The following is a 19098-nucleotide window of genomic DNA, read 5'->3' as shown; positions in this document are numbered from 1 at the left end:
ATCGCACGCCCTTCCACGCCCCACGGTCCCTCGGACGGGTGACGCTGCTTCCCCCAGAGGGACATCTTCACGCCTCTCCCGTCACACCTCTTCGCTCTGTTCGCTCCCCTTGCGGTGGACACGGGCGACCCAGTCCGCGGGCTTGGCGATCTCCGCCTTCGTCGGCAGCGTGTTCGGCGAGGTCCAGACCCGGTTGAAGCCGTCCATGCCGACCTGGCCGACGACGGCGCGGACGAACCGCTCCCCGTCGCGGTACTGGCGCATCTTCGCGTCGAGGCCGAGCAGCTTGCGCAGCGCCCCGTCGAGCCGGCCCGCTCCGCTGGCCCTGCGCTGCTGGAACTTCTCCCGGATCTCGGCGACCGAGGGCACCACCTCGGGCCCGACCCCGTCCATGACGAAGTCGGCGTGGCCCTCCAGCAGGGACATGACGGCCGTGAGCCTGGCCAGCACCTCGCGCTGCTCGGGGGTCTGGACGAGCTCGACCAGCGAGCGGCCCTCGTCGCCGCCCTCCGCCTCGGGGCGGGCTCCGGCGAAGGACTGGGCGGCCTCGCGCAGCCGCTCCAGGACGGTCATCGGGTCGACCTCGGTGGCGCCGAGGAACGTCTGGATTTCGCCCTCGATGTGTTCGCGGAGCCACGGGACGGCCGTGAACTGGGTACGGTGCGTCTCCTCGTGCAGGCAGACCCAGAGCCGGAAGTCGTGCGGGTCCACCTCCAGCTCGCGCTCCACGTGCACGATGTTCGGCGCCACGAGCAGCAGCCGGCCGCCGGCGGCCGCGCCCGGCAGGTCCAGGGCGGCCGGCGCGAAGGTCTCGTACTGGCCGAGCACCCGGGAGGCCAGGAAGCTGAGCAGCATGCCGAGCTCCACGCCGGTGACCTTGCCGCCGACCGCGCCGAGGACGGCGCCGCCGGGGGTGCCCGCGCGGCGTTCCTGCATCTTGCCGAGCAGCGGTGCCAGGAGCTCGCGGAAGCCGGCGACATTGGCCTTCACCCAGCCGGCCCGGTCCACGACGAGGACGGGGGTGTCGGGCGGGGCCGAGCCCTCGGGCATCATCCGGGTGAACTCGCGCACGTGCCGTTCGGAGGTCTTGGCGTGCCTGCGCAGCTCCGCCACGACGGCGCGCGCCTCCTCCCGGCTGACCTCCGGGCCGGGCCGAACCAGCCGGGTCGCGGTCGCCACCGCGAGGTTCCAGTCGACCATCTCCGCACCACCGATGCTCGTCATGCGTCAACCGTACGTGGACCGGCGCGCGGGCGGGATCCCCCGGCGCGGGCGGCCCTGCGCTAGGAAGCCCCGGCCACGGCTGCCGCGAGCCTGTCGAGGCCCTTCTCGGCGGCGCCCGCGTCGGCGGTGTTCGCGGTCAGGAACGCGAAGGCGAGCAGTCGGCCGGAGGGGTCGACGACGGTGCCGGCGAGGGAGTTCACACCGGTCAGGGTGCCGGTCTTGGCCCGGAGCAGGCCGGCCGCCGGGGAGCTGCCGGCGTTGCGGGTGCGCAGGGTGCCGGTGAAGCCGGCGACGGGCAGTCCGGTCAGGACGGGCCGCAGCTCGGGCCGCTGCGGATCGGCGGCCTTGGCCAGGACGGCGGTCAGCAGTCCGGCGCTGACCTTGTCCTCGCGGTTCAGCCCGCTGCCGTCGGCGAACCGGGAGCCGGAGGTGTCGACGCCGATCGAGGCCAGCTTGGCGCCGAGCGTCTTCTCCACGCCTTCGAAGCTCGCGGGCGCTCCGGCGGCCAGCGCGGTCTGGCGGGCCAGCGCCTCGGCGATGTCGTTGTCGCTGTGGGTCAGCATCCGCTCGACGAGTCCGGCGAGCGGGGGCGAGAGGGTCTCGGCGAGCGGTACGGCGCCGGCGGGGGCCTTGGCCCGGGCGGGCTCGCCGGTCACCTTGACGCCGCGTTCGGCCAGCAGGGCGGCGAAGGCGCGGGCGGTGTCCCGGGAGGGGTCCTCGCTGCGTCTGACGGGTCCGGAGAAGGACTCGTCGGGGCGGCCCTCGTCGGCCGTCAGGGCCGTGACCGGGGCGATGTTGTCGTTGACGCCGATCGGGTGGCGGGCCGGGCCGGTGTAGAGGGAGTCGTCGTAGCCGAGGGAGACGCTCTCGGTGCCGGCGGCCTTGAGCGCCTGCGCGGTGTCGGCGGCCAGGGCGACGAGGCTGCCGCCGGAGCCGGCCGGGGCCTTCTTCTTCGCGGTGAGCGAGGGGTCGCCGCCGCCGACCAGGACGATCTTGCCGGGGCCGGCTCCGGGCGCCACCGTGGTGCGGATCCGGTGCTCGGGGCCGAGCGCGGCGAGCGCGGCCGCGGCGGTGGCGATCTTGACGGTGGAGGCGGGTGTCATGGCCTCGCGGGAGCCGGACTCGTAGAGGACCTCGCCGGTGGCGGTGTCGACGACGGAGGCGCCGCGGGCGGTGCCCAGGGACCGGTCCGCGAGCAGCGGGCGCAGCGCGGCGGCCAGTGATCCGGCGTCCACGGTCTCGGCGCGGGTGCCCGTGCCGGCGGGGGCGGACCGTACGCCGGGGAGCACTCCGGGGGCGCTCGGGGCGGCCTGGGGCTGCGCTCCGTCCCCGCCGCGACCGTGATCTGCGCCACCCGTACGGCCCCAAGAGGCGGCCTCGTCCCGCTCGGCCTTACGCTGGCCGGAGTCCCAGGGACCCGCGGCGGCGACAGTCGCGGCCGACAGGGCGAGGCCGGCGACGGCCGACACCGCGATGAGCTGCCACGTCTTGACCAATGGCACCTCGGACCAGCCCCTTTCGCGATCACACATATGCGTGAGGGACACTTAACCACTGCGTCTTGCCGCGAGCATGGCACCCCACCCGACAGGGCCGGGGCGCCCGCGCACGCAGGTGAATCAAACGCAGTCTCGAAAGCAATGAAGCTGATCATGGAGGAGCAGGACGTGGAGTTCGACGTCACCATCGAGATCCCCAAGGGTTCGCGGAACAAGTACGAGGTGGACCACGAGACCGGCCGGATCCGCCTGGACCGTCGCCTCTTCACCTCGACCAGCTACCCGGCCGACTACGGCTTCGTCGAGAACACCCTCGGCGAGGACGGCGACCCGCTGGACGCGCTGGTCATCCTGGACGAGCCGACCTTCCCGGGCTGCCTGATCAAGTGCCGCGCGATCGGCATGTTCAACATGACGGACGAGGCGGGCGGCGACGCCAAGCTGCTGTGCGTGCCGGCCTCCGACCCGCGTGTCGAGCACCTGCGCGACATCCACCACGTGTCCGAGTTCGACCGCCTGGAGATCCAGCACTTCTTCGAGGTCTACAAGGACCTGGAGCCGGGCAAGTCGGTCGAGGGCGCGAACTGGGTCGGCCGCACCGAGGCCGAGGCCGAGATCGAGGCCTCCTACAAGCGCCTCGAGGCGCAGGGCGACCACCACTGAGCTCCGCTCGGTGACGGGCGGGCCGGGTTCGCCCGACCGCCCCTGTGACACCGCGGGCGGTACCCCTCCGGGGGTGCCGCCCGTTGTCGTGCCCGGGTACGCCGCGGCCGCACCTCGCTTTCGCCCGGGACCGAAGCGTTCCGCATACTGATACGGGCTGGCCGGGGACTGGAGGACGCGTGGCGGAGGGCGAAGCATCCGGGACCGAGGACCGGAAGCCGAAGTCGGACGAGGCGCGCAGCGCCTTCTCGCGGCCGGACGGGGTCGGAGTGGACCCCGAGGTGGCCGAGGAGGAGCAGCCGACCTCGGAGTTCGCCGTCCCCGACGGGCTCGCCTCGCTGCCGGTGGACCCCGATGGCCCAGCCTCCGCCTTCGCCACCCCGCACACCTACAGCGCCGCGCACTCCCCGCCCGCCTACACGGGCCCCCAGGGCTTCCCCGTCACCCGGATGAAGGAGTCCCCCTGGCAGGACCGCATGCGCACGATGCTGCGCATGCCGGTCGACGTCCGGCCGGTACCGGAGCCCGCCCAGCGGCTGGCCGCGGAGACCGGGCCCGCCGTGGGCCGCGTGCTCGACCTGACGCTGCGCATCGGCGAGCTGCTGCTCTCGGGCGGCGAGGGCGCCGAGGACGTGGAGGCCGCGATGTTCGCCGTGGCCCGCAGCTACGGCCTGGACCGCTGCGAGCCCACCGTCACCTTCACCCTGCTCTCGATCACCCACCAGCCCTCCCTGGTGGACGACCCCGTCTCGGCGAACCGCACCGTCCGCCGCCGCGGCACCGACTACACCCGGCTCTCGGCCGTGTTCAGCCTCGTCAACGACATCACCGCGCACGAGGTCGAGATCTCGCTGGAGGACGCGTACCGCCGGCTCGCCGAGATCCGCCGCAACCGGCACCCGTACCCCGGCTGGATGCTCACCGCCGCCGCCGGGCTGCTCGCCGGCGCGGCCTCCACGCTGGTCGGCGGTGGCGTACTGGTGTTCTTCGCAGCCGCACTCGGGGCGATGCTCGGCGACCGGCTGGCCTGGCTCTGCGCCGGGCGCGGGCTGCCGGAGTTCTACCAGTTCGTGGTCGCGGCGATGCCGCCGGCCGCGATGGGCGTGGCCCTGAAGCTCACCGAGTTCGACGTGCGCTCGTCGGCCGTGATCACCGGCGGACTGTTCGCGCTGCTGCCGGGGCGGGCCCTGGTCGCAGCCGTGCAGGACGGTCTGACCGGCTACTACATCACCGCCTCCGCCCGGCTGCTGGAGGTCATGTACCTCTTCATCGGCATCATCATGGGCGTCCTGGTGGTGCTCTTCGTCGGCGTCCAGTTCGGCTCCGATCCGCAGCCGGAGGACGTCCTCCAGATCGACCAGCGGCCGCTGCTCCAGATCGCCGCCTCGATGGTGCTGGTGTTCACGTTCGCGATCCTGCTCCAGCAGGAACGTTCCACCGTGTGGTTCGTGACGCTGAACGGCGGGGTCGCCTGGGTCGTCTACGGGGCCCTGCACTACGCCGCCAAGATGCCGCCGGTGCCGTCCACCGCGATCGCGGCCGGACTGGTCGGCCTCTTCGGCCAGCTCCTGGCCCGGCACCGGTTCTCCTCGGCCCTCCCCTTCGTCACGGCCGCGATCGGCCCGCTGCTGCCGGGCTCGGCGACGTACTACGGGCTGCTCCTGATCGCCGAGAACCGGCTGAACGAGGGGCTGGGCTCGCTCACGAACGCCGCGGCCATCGCGCTCGCCATCGCGATCGGCGTCAACCTCGGCTCCGAGGTGTCCCGCCTGTTCATGCGGATCCCCGGAGCGGCCAGCGCGGCCAAGCGCGGAGCGGCGAAGCGCACCCGCGGCTTCTAGCCGGCCAGCCGGCCAGTGCCGTGACCGGAAAGGTCCACCGGACCGGACCGGACCGGCCCGGACCGGACCTGCCCGGACACGCCGATGCCCCGCGCGGCCGGGGATCCGGCCGCGCGGGGCATCGTGCGTACGGGGCCTGGCGGGGCCTCAGCGCTTCGCGTGGCGGCCGCTGCGCTGGCCCGAGGCCTGCGGGTCGTCCCCGGAGCCGGACTGCGCGCCCGCCTCCCCCGCCGCCTTCTTGTTCTTGCGTGCCTTCAGCACCTCGAAGACCACCGGGATCACGGAGATCAGGACGATGCCGATGAAGATCGGCTCGACGTTGTTCTTGATCACCTCGAACTGGCCCAGCTTGTAGCCCAGGATCGTGACGCCCGCGCCCCACAGGATGCCGCCGATGATGTTGAACATCAGGAAGGTGCGGTACTTCATCGCGGTGGCGCCCGCGACCATCGGCGCGAAGGTGCGGATGATCGGCACGAAGCGCGCGAGCACGATGGCCTTGGGGCCGTGCTTCTCCATGAAGTCGTGTGCCGCGTCGAGGTTCTCGCGCTTGAAGAGCCGGGAGCCGGGCCGGTTGAAGATCTTCGGCCCGAAGACCTTGCCGATCATGTATCCGACCTGGTCACCGAGGATCGCGGCGGCCACGATCAGGGTGCAGACCAGCCACAGCGGCTGGCTGATGATGCCGCTCGCGACGAAGAGGCCCGCCGTGAAGAGCAGGGAGTCCCCGGGCAGGAACGCGAAGAGGCCCGATTCCGCGAAGACGATGACCAGGATGCCGATCAGACCGAAATGCCCGATCAGATACTCCGGGGAGATCCACTCAGGGCCAAGCGCAAGCGTGTTCACGAGTTCCGGGCTCTCCTGGAATCGGGGGGGGTGTCCGTCCAATTATGAACGCACACCGCCCCCGGCTGGTTCCAGGGACCGGCACGACCACTTCACCTACGCCTTGCGGACGGCGTTCGCCATGATCGCGTCCCGCAGGTGCTCGGCGAGGCCCGGGCGCATGGAGTCGTAGAACTCCTTGAACCGCTCGTCGGCCACGTACATCTCGCCCAGGCCCGTGTGCACCTCGTACGTGCAGTCGTAGAACCACGTGCAGATGTGCAGGCGGTGCTCCTCGGCCAGGTCCATCGCGCGCTCGCCCTCGGCGCTCTCACCGGCCTCCATGAGGGCCTCGTACCGGGCGCCCCAGTCGGCGACCTGGTCCTGCATCCGCTTCCAGTCGTCCTTGGTGTAGCCGGCGGCCCGGCGCTGCGACTCGGCGTAGCCCTCGGTGCCGCCCCAGCGGCGCTCGGCCTCCTCGGCGTACTGCTCGGGGTCCTTGTCCCCGAAGACCTCGAACTTCTCCTCGGGCGTGAGGTTGATGCCCATCTTCTTCGCCTCCATGGCGTGCTCAACGGCCTCGGCCATCTGCTGGAGCCGGGCGATCCGGTCGGTCAGGAGGGCGTGCTGCCGGCGCAGGTGCTCCCTCGGGTCCGATTCCGGGTCGTCCAGCAGGACCATGACCTCGTCGAGCGGGAAGCCGAGCTCCCGGTAGAACAGGACCCGCTGCAGCCGGTCGAGGTCGGCGTCGTCGTACCGCCGGTGCCCCGCACCGCTGCGGCCGCTCGGGGAGAGCAGCCCGATCTCGTCGTAGTGGTGCAGCGTGCGCACCGTCACTCCGGCGAATCCGGCGACCTGGCCCACGGAGTAGCCCATCTTCCCGCTCCTCTGGTTGGGTACGCCCTTCACTGTGGTCCCTCACGCGGCGTGAGGTGCAAGCCCTACGGGGGACCGGCCGTGCTAGCCCATGGCGCGGGTGCCGTCGATGGACTCGCGGATGATGTCCGCGTGGCCCGCGTGGCGGGCGAACTCCTCCACCAGGTGCAGGAGCATCCAGCGCATCGAGACCTTGGCGTCCGCCGGGAACCACGGGGCCGGCGGCAGCGGGAAGCTGTCGTCGAGGCTGGGGACGGCGGCGATGAAGGCCTCCGTCTCCCGGCTGACCCCGGCCCAGAAGGCCAGGACGGATTCCACGGACTCGCCCTCGACCAGGCGGAAGGCATCGCCCCAGGACTCCTCCCGGCCCTCGCCCTCGCCGGGCGCGGCCTGCTGCGCCATCCGCAGCCAGTTGAGCTCGCACTGCGCCGCGTGCTTGAGCAGCCCGGACAGGGAGAGCTCGCTGACGCTGGGCCGGCTCGCCGCCTGCTCCCCGGTCAGCCCCTGCGCGGCCTCGCGCAGGGCGGCCCGCTGGGCCTCGACGAAGGAGAGGAGCGTGCCGCGCTCGTCACCGGGGACCTCCGTGGAAATCTGAGCCATGGCCGACCGCCTGCTTTCCGTGGTTCTTGCTCCTGCTGACAAGAATCACGTTACGGAGCCTTGCGGTCAGGTTCCGTCCTGAATCAAGCCGGATCACTGACCTTCCTGGCGGACCGGCGGGAGCTCGGTCCGCGGCTCGGGGAGCAGGGCCTTGGAAAGGTCCTGCGCGCCCTTCGCGTCCAGGCCGTACATCGCCTCGTAGATCTTGCGGACGGCCGGGCCCGAGGCCCCGGATCCGGTGCCGCCCTGGGAGATCGTCATCACGATCGCGTAGTCCTCGGTGTACGAGGCGAACCACGAGGTGGTCTGCTTGCCCTGGACCTCGGCCGTACCGGTCTTCGCGTGCATCGGGATCTGCTTCTGCGGCCAGCCGCCGAAGCGCCAGGCCGCGCTGCCGGTGGTGGCCACGTCGGCCAGGGCGCCGTCGATGTTGTCGCGGAGCTTCGCGTCCATCGGGAGCTTTCCCTGCTCCTTCGGCGCGATCTCCTTGACCGAGGTGCCGTCGGCGCTGACCACGGCCTTGCCGATGCTGGGCTGGTGCAGGGTGCCGCCGTTGGCGATGGCGGCGTAGACGGAGGCCATCTGGATCGGGGTGACGAGGGTGTCGCCCTGGCCGATGGAGTAGTTGATCGCGTCGCCCTCGCGCAGCTGGTTGCCCTGGCGGCAGTTCTCGTAGGCGATCTTCTCGGCGTACGAGCCGTCCTTCTTGCCGTCGCGGCACCAGGCGGCCTTGTTCGCCTCGAAGAAGTCCTTCTTCCACTGGCGGTCGGGGACCCGGCCGGGGACCTCGCTGGGCAGGTCGATGCCGGTGGGCTTGCCGAGGCCGAACTCGTGGGCGGTCTTGAAGAACCAGTCGCCGGGCTGGGCCTTGGGCTTGATCCCGCCGTCCTTCTTCCACTCCTTGTCGGCGATGGCGTAGTAGACGGTGTCGCAGGAGACTTCCAGGGCCTTGCCGATGGTGATGTCGCCGTAGCCCTGGGACTCGAAGTTGGTGAAGACCTGGCTGCCGACCGAGTAGCTGCTCGGGCAGCCGTAGCGGGCGTTGAATGGGTAGCCGGCGTTGACCGCCGCCGTCGAGGAGACCACCTTGAAGATCGAGCCGGGGGCCGCCTGGCCCTGGATGGCGCGGTTCAGCAGCGGGTGGTTCGACTCCTTGTCCGTGAGGGAGGCGTAGTCCTTCGCGGAGATGCCGCCGACCCAGGCGTTCGGGTCGTACGTCGGGTTGGAGGCCATGGCGACGACCCGGCCGGTCTTGGCCTCCATGACCACGACGGCGCCGGAGTCGGCCTCGTAGTTGCGGCGCGTGTTCTTGTCGTAGCCCTTGCGGGCTTCGATCATCGCGTTGTTGAGCTCGCGCTCGGCCACCGCCTGCACCCGGGAGTCGATCGAGGTGACGATGTTCGCGCCGGGCTGCGCCTTGTCGCTCACGCCCTCGCCGAGGACGCGGCCGAGGTTGTCCACCTCGTAGCGGGTGATGCCCGCCTTGCCGCGCAGCTCCTTGTCGTAGGTGCGCTCCAGGCCGCTGCGGCCCACCTGGTCGGAGCGCAGGTACGGGGAGTCGGAGCTCTTCGCCCTGGTGATCTCCTCGTCGGTCACCGGCGAGAGGTAGCCGAGCACCTGGGAGGTGTTCGCGCCGTCGGGCCCGGCGTAGCGGCGCAGGGCGGTGGGCTCGGCGGTGATGCCGGGGAACCGCTCGGCATGCTCCCGTATCTCCAGGACCTGGTCGGTCGTCGCCTCGTCGGTGATGGGGATCGGCTGGTACGGGGAGCCGTTCCAGCAGGGCTTGGGGGTCTTGGCGTCGCACAGCCGGACGCCGTCGATCACGCTCTGCGGGTCGAGGCCCAGGACCCCGGCGAGCTCGGTCAGGGTCTGCTTGCCGCGGTCCTTCGTCTTGGAGAGCTCGGTGCGGCTGGCGGAGACCACCATGCGCGTCTCGTTGTCGGCGAGCGGGATCCCGCGGGAGTCGAGGATGGCGCCGCGCACGGCGGGCTGGACGACCTGCTGGGTGTGGTTGTTCTTCGCCTCGTCCGTGTATTCCTGGCCGTTGCGTATCTGGAGGTACCACAGGCGCCCGCCGAGGGTCAGCAGCAGCGAGAACACCACGATCTGGATCATGACGAGCCGGTTGAGGACCCGTGGCGTGCGCCCGGTCTCCGGTATGTTGCTCAACTCGGCTCTCCCCCGGACGGTGCTGGCCTGACCCGCCCGAGTCTAGGACGCCCGCGCCGCTAGAACGGGAACCGGGTCCGGCCGTGCTGAACCGAGATCCATTTCTGGGTGGTGAAGGCCTCGATGGTGGCCTCGCCGTTCAGCCGTCCCATGCCGGAGGCCTTCTCCCCGCCGAACGCGGCCAGCGGCTCGTCGCCGATGGTGGAGTCGTTCACGTGGATCATCCCGGTCTCGATGCGCTTCGCGAAGCGGACCCCGCGCTCGACGTCGCGGGTGTGGACGGCGCCGCTGAGCCCGTAGGGGGTCGCGTTGGTGAGGCGGACCGCCTCGTCCTCGCCGTCGAACACGACCAGCAGCGCGACGGGGCCGAAGATCTCCTGGGCCAGCAGCGGCGAGTCCTCGGGAAGGCCGGCCAGCACGGTGGGTTCGACCAGGTTGCCGCGCGTAGAGCCGCGTACGAGGGCGCTCGCCCCGGCCTCAACGGCGCGGTCGACGAGCGCGGTGAGGGCGTCGGCCTGGAAGGAGTTGATCAGGGGGCCGATGTGGGTGTCGGCGTCGTGCGGGTCGCCGGTCTTCAGGGCGCGCACGCGGGCGGTGAACTTCTCGGTGAACTCCTCGGCGACGGAGGCGTCGACCAGGATGCGGTTGGCGGCCATGCAGACCTGGCCCTGGTAGACGAAGCGGCTGAAGACGGCCGCGTCCACCGCGTAGTCGAGGTCGGCGTCGTCGAGGACGACGAGCGCGCTGTTGCCGCTGAGCTCCAGGACGGTGCGCTTGAAGTGGCGGGCGGCGACCGCGCCGACGTGCCGGCCGACCCGGTCCGAGCCGGCGAAGGAGATCACCTTGGGGACGGCATGGGTCAGGAGCGCGTCGCCTATCTCGGCGATGTCGGTGACCAGGATGTTGAGGAGGCCGGCCGGGAGGCCCGCCTCCTCGAATATCTTGGCGATGACCCCGCCGCCGACGACGGGCGCGTTCTGGTTGGGCTTGACGACCACCGCGTTGCCCAGCGCCAGGGCCGGGGCGACCGACTTCATGGTGACCAGGAAGGGGAAGTTGAAGGGGCTGATCACGGCGATGACCCCGACGGGCAGCCGCTGGATCCGGTTCTCCTTGCCCTCGACGGGCGAGGGCAGGATGCGGCCTTCGGGGCGGACGGCGAGCTGCATGGCCTCGCGGAGGAACTCCTTGGCGAGGTGGACCTCGTACTCGGCCTTGGGACGGGTCCCGCCGAGCTCGTCGATCATCGCCTCGACGATCTCCTTCTCGCGCTCCTCGGTGATCCGCAGGGCGCGTTCCAGGACGGCTCGTCTGGTGTAGGGGCTGGTGTCGGCCCATTCCTTCTGGGCGCGCTCGGCCGCCCGGTACGCCTGGTCGACCTGCTCGACGGTGGCCACGGTGATGGCCGCGAGCTTCTCCCCGTTGTACGGGTTGACGTCGATGATGTCCCACGAACCGTTGCCGGCCAGCCATTCGCCGTCGATGTACTGGTGGGCCAGGTCGTCGAATATGGACATGCCATCCCTTACTGCGAGCGCGCGTCCTTGCGCTGCACCGGAGACCCAACGGTCATCGTCATGCACTGATCAGACGTCATACTACGTGCGAATCAAGACAGTTGGAGGAGACCGCGGAGGAGATCCCGGGTCCGGTCGGGGTCGGGGCAGTCCGCCTGGAGGCGCAGCATCGCCCGTTCGTACTGCGCCACTTCCTCGTCTTTGTCCAGGTAGAGGGCACTGGTGAGCTGTTCCAGATAGACGACGTCCTGCAGGTCGGACTCGGGGAAGCGCAGCAGGGTGAAGGCGCCGCTCTCGCCGGAGTGTCCGCCGAAGGAGAACGGCATGACCTGGAGCTGTACGTTCGGCCGCTGTGAGACCTCGATGAGGTGCTCCAGCTGACCGCGCATCACGTCGCGGTCGCCGTACGGGCGGCGCAGCGCGGCCTCGTCGAGCACGGCGTGGAAGACGGGCGCGTTCTCGGAGACGAGGACCTTCTGGCGCTCCAGGCGCAGGGCGACGCGGCGGTCGATCTCGGCGCGGCCGGCGCCGGGCATGCCGCGGCTGACGACGGCCTGGGCGTAGGCCTCGGTCTGCAACAGGCCGTGCACGAACTGGACTTCGTAGATGCGGATGAGGGAGGCGGCGCCTTCCAGTCCGACGTACGTCTGGAACCAGCCCGGCAGGACGTCGCCGTAGCTGTGCCACCAGCCGGCCACATTGGCCTCGCGGACCAGCCCCAGGAGGGACTCCCGCTCCGCGCCGTCCGTGACTCCGTAGAGCGTGAGGAGGTCCTCGACGTCTCTGGACTTGAAGCTCACCCTTCCCAACTCCAAGCGGCTGATCTTCGATTCGGATGCGCGGATCGAGTAGCCGGCCGCCTCACGGGTGATGCCGCGGGATTCTCGGAGTCGCCTGAGTTGCGAACCCAGGAGGATGCGGCGCACCACAGAACCACTGGCTTCTGCGGTCACTAGTCCTGCCCTCCCCACGTCTCGGTTACGGCGCTTGATGACTGCACCGTTTGATGGCTGCGTCGCAGAGGCCCCCGTGCCCCTCAGGGCCCGCAGTCTGCCACCAAAACGCATCGGACCGTACTCGTTCTGTAACGGAATCCGCCCCGCCGTAAAAGAAGTCCGTAAGTACGCGTAGGAAGAAATGAGCAAGAATCGGCACGGGAGTGGACAGGTCCGGCGCGTGCACGTGCATCTGCCCTTGCATCCGGCTTCCGCATTCGGAAGCATGGTCCCGCGCACCTGCGTGCCCCGCAGTTCTTTCGAATCCCGGGAGTGCCTCGCATGGGGACGAATGGATCGACCATGCTCGAGCCGTTACGGCAGGGGCTTCCCCCGGTCGACCCCACGGCTGTCTCCGGGTCCGCTTCATGCGCTCTGCCCGCCCGCTACGAGGCGGTGCGCGGAGCACGCACCTTCACCCGTTCCACCCTCGCGCAGTGGGGCCTCGACGAACGCTTCGACGACGTGGCACTGGTCGTCTCCGAACTCGTCACCAACGCGCTGCGCCATGCCCTGCCCGAGGATTCCGGGTCGGCGGCGGGCGAGGGCGAGCCGCCGGTGCGGCTGCACCTGATGCGGTGGAGCACCCGGCTGGTGTGTGCGGTGCGCGACCCCAGCGAGGACCGGCCCGGCGGGAACTTCCAGCCCGAGGCCGCGCAGCGCAACTGCGACCTGGAGTCGGGGCGCGGGCTCTTCCTCGTCGACTCCTACAGCGACAGCTGGGGCTGGCACCCGCTCGCGGGACGGCTGACCGGCAAGGTCGTCTGGGCGCTGTTCACGCTCCAGGACTGAACCGCCACAAATACGGCAACCGGCCGGGATTGATCATTGCGATCGGTCCCGGCCAGTGCACGTGCATGGCTTGAATCCAGGCGGTCTTCCGGTTCTGTCAGCTGATCAGGTGATCGAACTCGCCGTCCTTGACGCCCAGCAGCAGTGCTTCTATCTCGGCCGGCGTGTACACGAGCGCCGGCCCGTCCGGGAACCGGGAATTGCGCATGGCGACATCGCCGCCCGGCAGTTTGGCGAACTCCACACAGGAACCTTGGGAGTTGCTGTGCCTGCTCTTCTGCCAGGTCACCCCGTCAAGCTCTGCAGCTGCCATCCCGTTGTACGCGTGGTCCACAGGAAGCCCCCGATAGTGCAGATGTCAACTGCACGGGATCATAGCTGTGTTCAAGACGGCATGCATGGGCAGATGCACGTGCATGAGCGGAGGCACAGGCGCCGCTAGGGACACGGCCCCGGACCCGGCCCGGTTCACGGCGCTGACTCGGGCGCTGTTCCCGGCGCTGTTCCCTGTCCGGGCGGGGGTCCGGGCCGGGGTCCGGGCCGGGGTCCGCCGCGCAGCGCGTCGGAGACCTCGTCCAGTGATTCCAGCAGTTGCCCGGCCGCCCCGCGCAGCACGCCCGGCGCCCCGGCGCCCCAGTCGGCCGGCACCGCGCGGACCCCGTCCCACTCGGGCACCCGGCGTTCGCGCACCGCCTTCGCGCCCGCCTCCGTCGCCGTGCTCAGCGCCCTGGCCAGGTCCGCCGCGCCGGGGACCGGAGCCTGCCCGCGGTCCGGGAAGTGGGCCTCCAGCAGCATCGCGTGCCGGCCCATCGCCGCCAGGGCGCGGCCCGCGTCGTCGGCCGCCGCCCGGGAGATCCCGCGGTGGCGCACGGGCTCCCCCTCGGCCCTGGCCACCGCGTCCTGCCAGGCGACCCGGGCGTCGCGGACCGCCAGCAGCGCCTCCCGGACCTCGCCGCGCCGGGCCCCGGCCGGGTCGGCGTACTGCCCGAGCACGGCCGCCGCGTACCGCCCGTTGGCCGCCACCCAGTCCGCCAGCCGGGTCCGCAGCCGCGGGGTCTCCCAGGCCGGGTAGACGGCGTAGGCGACCATCGCGAGGATCCCGCCGAGCAGGGTGAGGGCGACCCGGTCGGGCACGGTCTGCTCCCAGCGGACGCCGCCCATGCCGAGCAGGAAGACGACGTACGCGGAGACGAAGACCATCGAGACGGCGTATCCGGTGCGCATCAGCGTGTACATCAGGCCCGCGCTGATCACGGCCAGGAGCCCGGACAGCCACATCCCCGGATGCGCGAGCTGGACCACGGCGGTCGCGAAGGCCACCCCGACCAGGGTGCCGCCGAAGCGGGCGACGGCCCGGGTGTAGGTCTGCGTGAAATCGGGGCGCATCACCATGACGGAGGTCATCGGAGCCCAGTAGGCGTGGCCGAACGGCAGCGCGTGGCCGATGAGGTAGCCCGCGCAGGCGACGACGGTGACGCGCAGCGCGTGCCGCAGGATCGGCGATCCGGGGCGCAGCTCGGCCCGTACGGCGGCCAGCACCATCGGCACGAGCGCCGGCAGGCTGGGCCGCAGCATCGACTCCCCGGGGTCGGCGGTGCGCCCGGAACCCGGTTCGGCGGTCTCCAGCACGTCGTCCAGCAGGGCCGCGAGCCGGCGCGCGGCCCGCAGCGGCGCGCCCCGCAGCAGGTCCTCGGTGTCGGGCGCCTTCAGCACCGCGAGGGCCGGCGCGGGCAGCCGTACGGGTTCCCCGCGGCGGATCGCCAGCGCGGCGGCGTCCAGCACCGACCCGGCCGCGGCGAGCAGCTCGCGCACCCGGTCCCGCGCGGGGCCCTCGGCGGGGGCGCCGACCGCCGGGTCCGCCAGCGAGGCCAGCACGGGCCGGATCCGCTCCGCGAGCCCGCGCGCGCCGTGCAGCTCGGCGGGGCGCCGGCGGGCCTGGCGGGAGGTGACGGTCGCGGCGTCGCGCGCCCTCATCAGCGGCTGCGGGTCGAAGGAGGCGACGGGGTCGTGGCGCAGGCGGCGCGCGTAGTCGGCCTCGGCGGCGAGCGCGTCGGCCAGGGCCTCGCGCTGGGCGCCCCAGCGGCCGATGGGGAAGAGCACGATCAGCAGGGCCTGGACCACCCCGCCGGCGGCGATCAGCGCGGCGTGCCCGGCGGCCTGCGGCACGGAGGTGGGCAGGGTGACCGTGACCAGCATGATCGCGACGTTGCCGGAGGCGATCATGCCGGCGGTGGGCCCGGCCGCCCACATCAGGCCCGCCGCGAAGCACCACACGGCGAGCAGCAGCATGAAGGCGAAGACGTGCGAGGACCCGACGAGGTAGCCGATGAAGGTGGAGACGGCCAGCGTCAGTCCGGCGGCCAGCGCCAGGACGGGGCGCGGCCGCCAGCTCTTCTGGAAGGTGGCGATGGCCGCCATGTAGGCACCGAAGGCGGAGCTGGCGGCGGATCCGGGCCCGAGGAAGGCCAGGCTCAGGCCGACCACGATCGCGAGGCCGGCGGCGGCGCGGACGGCGACGAGGGGCTGGAGACGGGTCCGCTCGATCCTCAGCCCGGATCGGGCGGTGTCCTTCAGCGCCCGGACCCAGCTCATGGCACGAAGGGTAACGCCCGGGTCGGCTTTCAGGTCTTCTTCAGACATGCCCCGATCCATGGTGTTTTCGCCCGGAAGCGCCGATCATCGGCCCGTCGGCACCGCGCCGGCGGCCTCCGGAAGACGGGAACACACATGCTCAGGAACGCCGTGGAACCCTGGCACCTCGCCATCCTCGTACTCGTCTGCCTGATGCTCTTCGGCTCGAAGAAGCTGCCCGAGATGGCGCGCGGGCTGGGCAGGTCGGCGCGGATCCTGAAGGCGGAGGCGCGGGCGCTCCGGGAGGAGCCGGAGGCGACGGCACCAGCCACGGAACGCTGAGCGCCGAGCGAGCGGGGCGCCGAGCACCGAGTGCCAAGCACCAAGCGCCGAGCGAGGGGGCCCGGGACCCCGGATCCCGGGCCCCCTCGGTCAGTTGCGCAGGGACGGGCGCCCGCCGTCCGCCATGTGCGCGCGGTCGGCGGCCGCCGTGCCGTCCTCCCAGCCCGCGAGGTCGGTGGCCCCGCGCAGCCGGGTCGTGGTGGTCCGGGGGAACATCTCCTCGGCCCGCGAGGTGACGGCCACGTCCCGGGCGACCAGGGCGGGCAGGTTGTCGGGGGCCTCGGCCACCGTGTGCTCGGCGGTCTCGGCGAGGCGCTGGCCCAGCCGGCTCGCGTAGGCGAGGAGGAAGGACTGCCGGAAGGTCTTGGTCCGCTTGCGCCCGCCCGCCCGCTGCCCGGCCTCGGCGCGGGTCATGGCGGCGGTGCCCTGCACGAGCAGCGAGGTGTAGAGGAGTTCGACGGCCTCCAGGTCGCTTTCGAAGCCGACGACGGTGGAGAACTCGTACGCGCTGTTCCAGACGGCCCGGCAGCGGTTCGCGCCGGCCACGGCGTCCAGCAGGACCGCCTTGGCCTCCTCGTACGGGGCCTCGACGCCGATCCGGCAGGCTCCGGGCATCTGCTTGACGCCCGTCCGCACGGCGAGCAGGGCCTCGTCGACGGTGTGCCGGGCCATGAGTTCCTGCGCCTTGGCGCTGAGGGCCTCCGCCTCCTCCGGGAAGTTCGTCGCCTCGGCCTTCGCCAGGAGCGCCCGGATGCGGCCGAGCATGCGGGGCTCGATGTGCGCGTGTTCGAGCAGGCCGGCCGCGTCGCCCGGCAGGGGTCCGACCGGTTCTATGGACGGCAGCCGGATCAGCAGCCGGAAGACCTCCAGCACGGCCCCGGCCAGGGTGAACCGGTCGGTCCGCTCCCGCCCCGCGAGCGCTTCCCCGTACCGCGTGTCGTCCCCCCACCACGGCTCGGCGTCCGTCCACCGCTCGGGCAGCCGCGCGTACCGCCGCGCCTCGGCGGCGACCAGGTCCTCGCAGATCCGCACGTGCACCGGCGCCAGGTCCCGCCGCACCAGGCGCAGCACGTCCTGCGGCCGCCACCCCCGCTCCCAGGCCTGGCGCACGTACTCCTCGCCGCGCGCGAGCAGCGCCTGGCCGACCCCGGCCCACCGCTCGCCCTCGGCCACGAGCACCGAGGCCCCGGCGTCCAGCCCGGCGTCATCCTGCCCGTACAGCGCGGCCTCGCAGGCCCGGTCGACGATGTCTCTCACCCCTCCAGCTTGGCACGCACCGGGGACACCCCGGCTCAGGGGTGCGGGGCCCCGGCGTGCGGGGCGCGAGGCCCCGGGGTACGGGGGCGCGGAGCCCCGGGGGAGCCGCCCGCGCGGGGCCCCGCGGGGAGCCGCCCGCGCGGCGCGGAGCGGGCCTGTCAGCCCCCGGTGGGACACTCGCACTCATGACCGAGCACACCCCGAGGTGGGTCCTCGCCGAAGACGGCGACGGCCGGTGGCAGGCCATGCCCCTGGACCCCGCGTCGGGCGGAGCCCGCATCACCGCAGCCGACCCCGCCGAGGCGATCCGCGCCGCGCCCGCCGGCACCCGCTGGATCTGGCGGTCCACCGCCGCCGTCTACCCCCGGCTCCTCGCCTCCGGCACCCGCGTCGAGCGCTGCCACGACATCGAGGACGCCGAGCTCCTCCTCCTCGCCCACGAGGGCCGCCTCGGCGAGCCCCGCTCCGCGGCCGCCGCCTGGGCCCGCCTCACGAACGCGCCCGTCCCCGCCGACCCCCCGCAACGCGCCGCGGAGCCCGGCGCACAGAACTCCCTCTTCGACCCCCAGCCGGCCCCCGTGCCCCTCGACGCCCTCGCCGCCATCCACGCCGACCAGGCGAAGCGGCTCGAGGCCACCTCCCATCCCGCCCGGATGCGGCTGCTCGTCGCCTCGGAGTCGGCCGCCTTCCTCGTGGCCGCCGAGATGAACCGGGCGGGCCTGCCCTGGCGGGCCGACGTACACCGGGCGCTGCTCACCGAGATGCTCGGCGAGCGGTACGCGGGCCGCGGCCAGCCCCGCCGGCTCGCCGAGCTCGCCGACGCCGTCTCCGCCGCGTTCGGCCGCCGCGTGCGGCCGGAACTGCCCGCCGACGTCATCAAGGCCTTCGCGGAGGCGGGGATCAAGCTCAAGTCCACCCGGCGCTGGGAGATCCAGGAGCTCGACCACCCGGCGGTGGCCCCGCTCGTCGAGTTCAAGAAGCTCTACCGGATCTACACCGCCCACGGCTGGAGCTGGCTCGCCGACTGGGTCCACGACGGCCGCTTCCGGCCCGAGTTCATCCCCGGCGGCACCTACACCGGCCGCTGGGTCACCAACGGCGGCGGAGCCCTGCAGATCCCCAAGGTGATCCGCCGGGCCGTCGTCGCCGACCCCGGCTGGCGGCTCGTCGTGGCCGATGCCGACCAGATGGAGCCGCGGGTCCTCGCCGCGATCTCCCGCGACCCCGCCTTCATGGAGGTGGCCGGCCGCCCGGAGGACCTGTACACCTCCATCTCCCGCCAGGGCTTCTCCGGCGACCGGGACATGGCCAAGCTCGCCGTGCTCGGCGCGGTGTACGGGCAGACCTCCGGCGACGGCCTGAAGAACCTGGCCGCGCTGCGCCGCCGCTTCCCCCGTGCCGTGGCGTACGTGGACGACGCCGCGAAGGCGGGCGAGGAGGGCCGGCTCGTACGGACCTGGCTCGGCCGGACCTGCCCGCCGCCGGCCGAGCCCGGCGAGGCCGAGGAGGCCCCCGACGGCTGGGTGCCGAGCTACGCCTCGACCGACGCCCGGGCCCGCGGCCGCTTCACCCGCAACTTCGTGGTGCAGGGCAGCGCCGCGGACTGGGCCCTGCTGCTGCTCGCGGCCCTGCGCCAGTCGATCGCGGCGGCGGGACTGCGGGCCGAGCTCGTGTTCTTCCAGCACGACGAGGTCATCGTCCACTGCCCGCAGGAGGAGGCGCCGGCGGTGGCCGACGCGATCCGCGCGGCGGGCGAGCTGGCCGGCCGCATCACCTTCGGCGAGACGCCGGTCCGCTTCCCGTTCACGACGGCGATCGTCGAGTGCTACGCGGACGCGAAGTAGCGGGGGCGGCCCCTGCCGCCCCCGCGACTTCGGGTCCGCGTAGGACTCGACGATCGCCGTAGTGAACGGGTAGCGGACCG

At 72.2% G+C, this 19098-nt stretch carries 16 protein-coding genes; 5 read left to right on the top strand and 11 right to left on the bottom strand.

All coding sequences use genetic code 11. From position 1 onward, the window contains the following. Nucleotides 1-81: 81 nt before the first annotated feature. Together DRB96_RS24740 and dacB are read right to left on the bottom strand one after the other, a co-directional pair. A complete protein-coding gene (locus tag DRB96_RS24740; protein ID WP_112450446.1) occupies nt 82-1224 on the bottom strand; it encodes a zinc-dependent metalloprotease in 1143 nt (380 codons plus the stop codon). A 59-nt stretch (nt 1225-1283) separates the two neighbouring features. After that, nucleotides 1284-2726 (bottom strand): D-alanyl-D-alanine carboxypeptidase/D-alanyl-D-alanine-endopeptidase, encoded by a 1443-nt coding sequence (gene dacB / locus DRB96_RS24735; RefSeq protein WP_239516341.1) that lies wholly within the window; start codon nt 2724-2726, stop codon nt 1284-1286. 165 nt (nt 2727-2891) lie between these two features. Between dacB and DRB96_RS24730 the strand changes: the two genes are divergently transcribed. Both DRB96_RS24730 and DRB96_RS24725 read left to right on the top strand, forming a co-directional pair. Further along, nucleotides 2892-3386, top strand: a complete 495-nt coding sequence (locus tag DRB96_RS24730) for an inorganic diphosphatase (protein WP_112453683.1) — start codon at nt 2892-2894, stop codon at nt 3384-3386. A gap of 179 nt (nt 3387-3565) precedes the next feature. Further along, nucleotides 3566-5227 carry a threonine/serine exporter family protein gene (locus DRB96_RS24725; protein WP_112450444.1) on the top strand — a complete coding sequence of 554 codons (1662 nt, stop codon included), beginning with the start codon at nt 3566-3568 and terminating at the stop codon, nt 5225-5227. Nucleotides 5228-5374: 147 nt separating this feature from the next. On the opposite strand, the gene DRB96_RS24720 is transcribed toward DRB96_RS24725, so the two are convergent. The 6 genes from DRB96_RS24720 to DRB96_RS24695 all read right to left on the bottom strand — a co-directional run bounded on the left by DRB96_RS24720 (nt 5375) and on the right by DRB96_RS24695 (nt 12146). Then, nucleotides 5375-6076, bottom strand: coding sequence for a VTT domain-containing protein (locus tag DRB96_RS24720; RefSeq protein WP_112450443.1), 702 nt, complete (start codon nt 6074-6076; stop codon nt 5375-5377). A gap of 96 nt (nt 6077-6172) precedes the next feature. Further along, the gene (locus DRB96_RS24715; RefSeq protein WP_112450442.1) at nt 6173-6931 is read right to left on the bottom strand and encodes a MerR family transcriptional regulator; all 759 of its coding nucleotides are present in this window, start codon (nt 6929-6931) and stop codon (nt 6173-6175) included. Between the two features lie 84 nt (nt 6932-7015). Beyond that, nucleotides 7016-7531: a DinB family protein gene (locus DRB96_RS24710; RefSeq protein WP_112450441.1), complete on the bottom strand. Its 516-nt coding sequence runs from the start codon at nt 7529-7531 to the stop codon at nt 7016-7018. Nucleotides 7532-7624: 93 nt separating this feature from the next. Further along, the gene (mrdA, locus tag DRB96_RS24705) at nt 7625-9700 is read right to left on the bottom strand and encodes a penicillin-binding protein 2 (RefSeq protein ID WP_112450440.1); all 2076 of its coding nucleotides are present in this window, start codon (nt 9698-9700) and stop codon (nt 7625-7627) included. Between the two features lie 59 nt (nt 9701-9759). After that, entirely contained in the window at nt 9760-11217 is a 1458-nt protein-coding gene (locus DRB96_RS24700) for an aldehyde dehydrogenase family protein (protein ID WP_112450439.1), read from the bottom strand. 92 nt (nt 11218-11309) lie between these two features. Continuing rightward, nucleotides 11310-12146 carry a helix-turn-helix transcriptional regulator gene (locus DRB96_RS24695; RefSeq protein ID WP_204358067.1) on the bottom strand — a complete coding sequence of 279 codons (837 nt, stop codon included), beginning with the start codon at nt 12144-12146 and terminating at the stop codon, nt 11310-11312. A 369-nt stretch (nt 12147-12515) separates the two neighbouring features. Between DRB96_RS24695 and DRB96_RS24690 the strand changes: the two genes are divergently transcribed. Next, the gene (locus DRB96_RS24690; protein WP_112450437.1) at nt 12516-13004 is read left to right on the top strand and encodes an ATP-binding protein; all 489 of its coding nucleotides are present in this window, start codon (nt 12516-12518) and stop codon (nt 13002-13004) included. A gap of 97 nt (nt 13005-13101) precedes the next feature. Here DRB96_RS24690 and DRB96_RS24685 read toward each other — a convergent pair whose 3' ends face one another. Both DRB96_RS24685 and DRB96_RS24680 read right to left on the bottom strand, forming a co-directional pair. After that, nucleotides 13102-13338: a DUF397 domain-containing protein gene (locus DRB96_RS24685; RefSeq protein ID WP_112450436.1), complete on the bottom strand. Its 237-nt coding sequence runs from the start codon at nt 13336-13338 to the stop codon at nt 13102-13104. Between the two features lie 134 nt (nt 13339-13472). Beyond that, entirely contained in the window at nt 13473-15596 is a 2124-nt protein-coding gene (locus tag DRB96_RS24680; protein ID WP_112450435.1) for an FUSC family protein, read from the bottom strand. 135 nt (nt 15597-15731) lie between these two features. Here DRB96_RS24680 and tatA point away from each other — a divergent pair, with 135 nt between their 5' ends. After that, nucleotides 15732-15917: a Sec-independent protein translocase subunit TatA gene (tatA, locus tag DRB96_RS24675; protein ID WP_112450434.1), complete on the top strand. Its 186-nt coding sequence runs from the start codon at nt 15732-15734 to the stop codon at nt 15915-15917. Nucleotides 15918-16007: 90 nt separating this feature from the next. On the opposite strand, the gene DRB96_RS24670 is transcribed toward tatA, so the two are convergent. Beyond that, on the bottom strand, nt 16008-17174 hold the full coding sequence (locus DRB96_RS24670; protein ID WP_112450433.1) for a DUF2786 domain-containing protein: 1167 nt from the start codon (nt 17172-17174) through the stop codon (nt 16008-16010). A 185-nt stretch (nt 17175-17359) separates the two neighbouring features. On the opposite strand from DRB96_RS24670, the gene DRB96_RS24665 reads away from it, so the two are divergent. Further along, nucleotides 17360-19018 carry a bifunctional 3'-5' exonuclease/DNA polymerase gene (locus tag DRB96_RS24665; protein ID WP_112450432.1) on the top strand — a complete coding sequence of 553 codons (1659 nt, stop codon included), beginning with the start codon at nt 17360-17362 and terminating at the stop codon, nt 19016-19018. Nucleotides 19019-19098 lie beyond the last annotated feature (80 nt).

Origin of the sequence: Streptomyces sp. ICC1, assembly GCF_003287935.1 — a bacterium.
Lineage (GTDB): Bacteria > Actinomycetota > Actinomycetes > Streptomycetales > Streptomycetaceae > Streptomyces > Streptomyces tritrimontium.
This window is presented reverse-complemented; position numbering and strand designations above follow the sequence as displayed.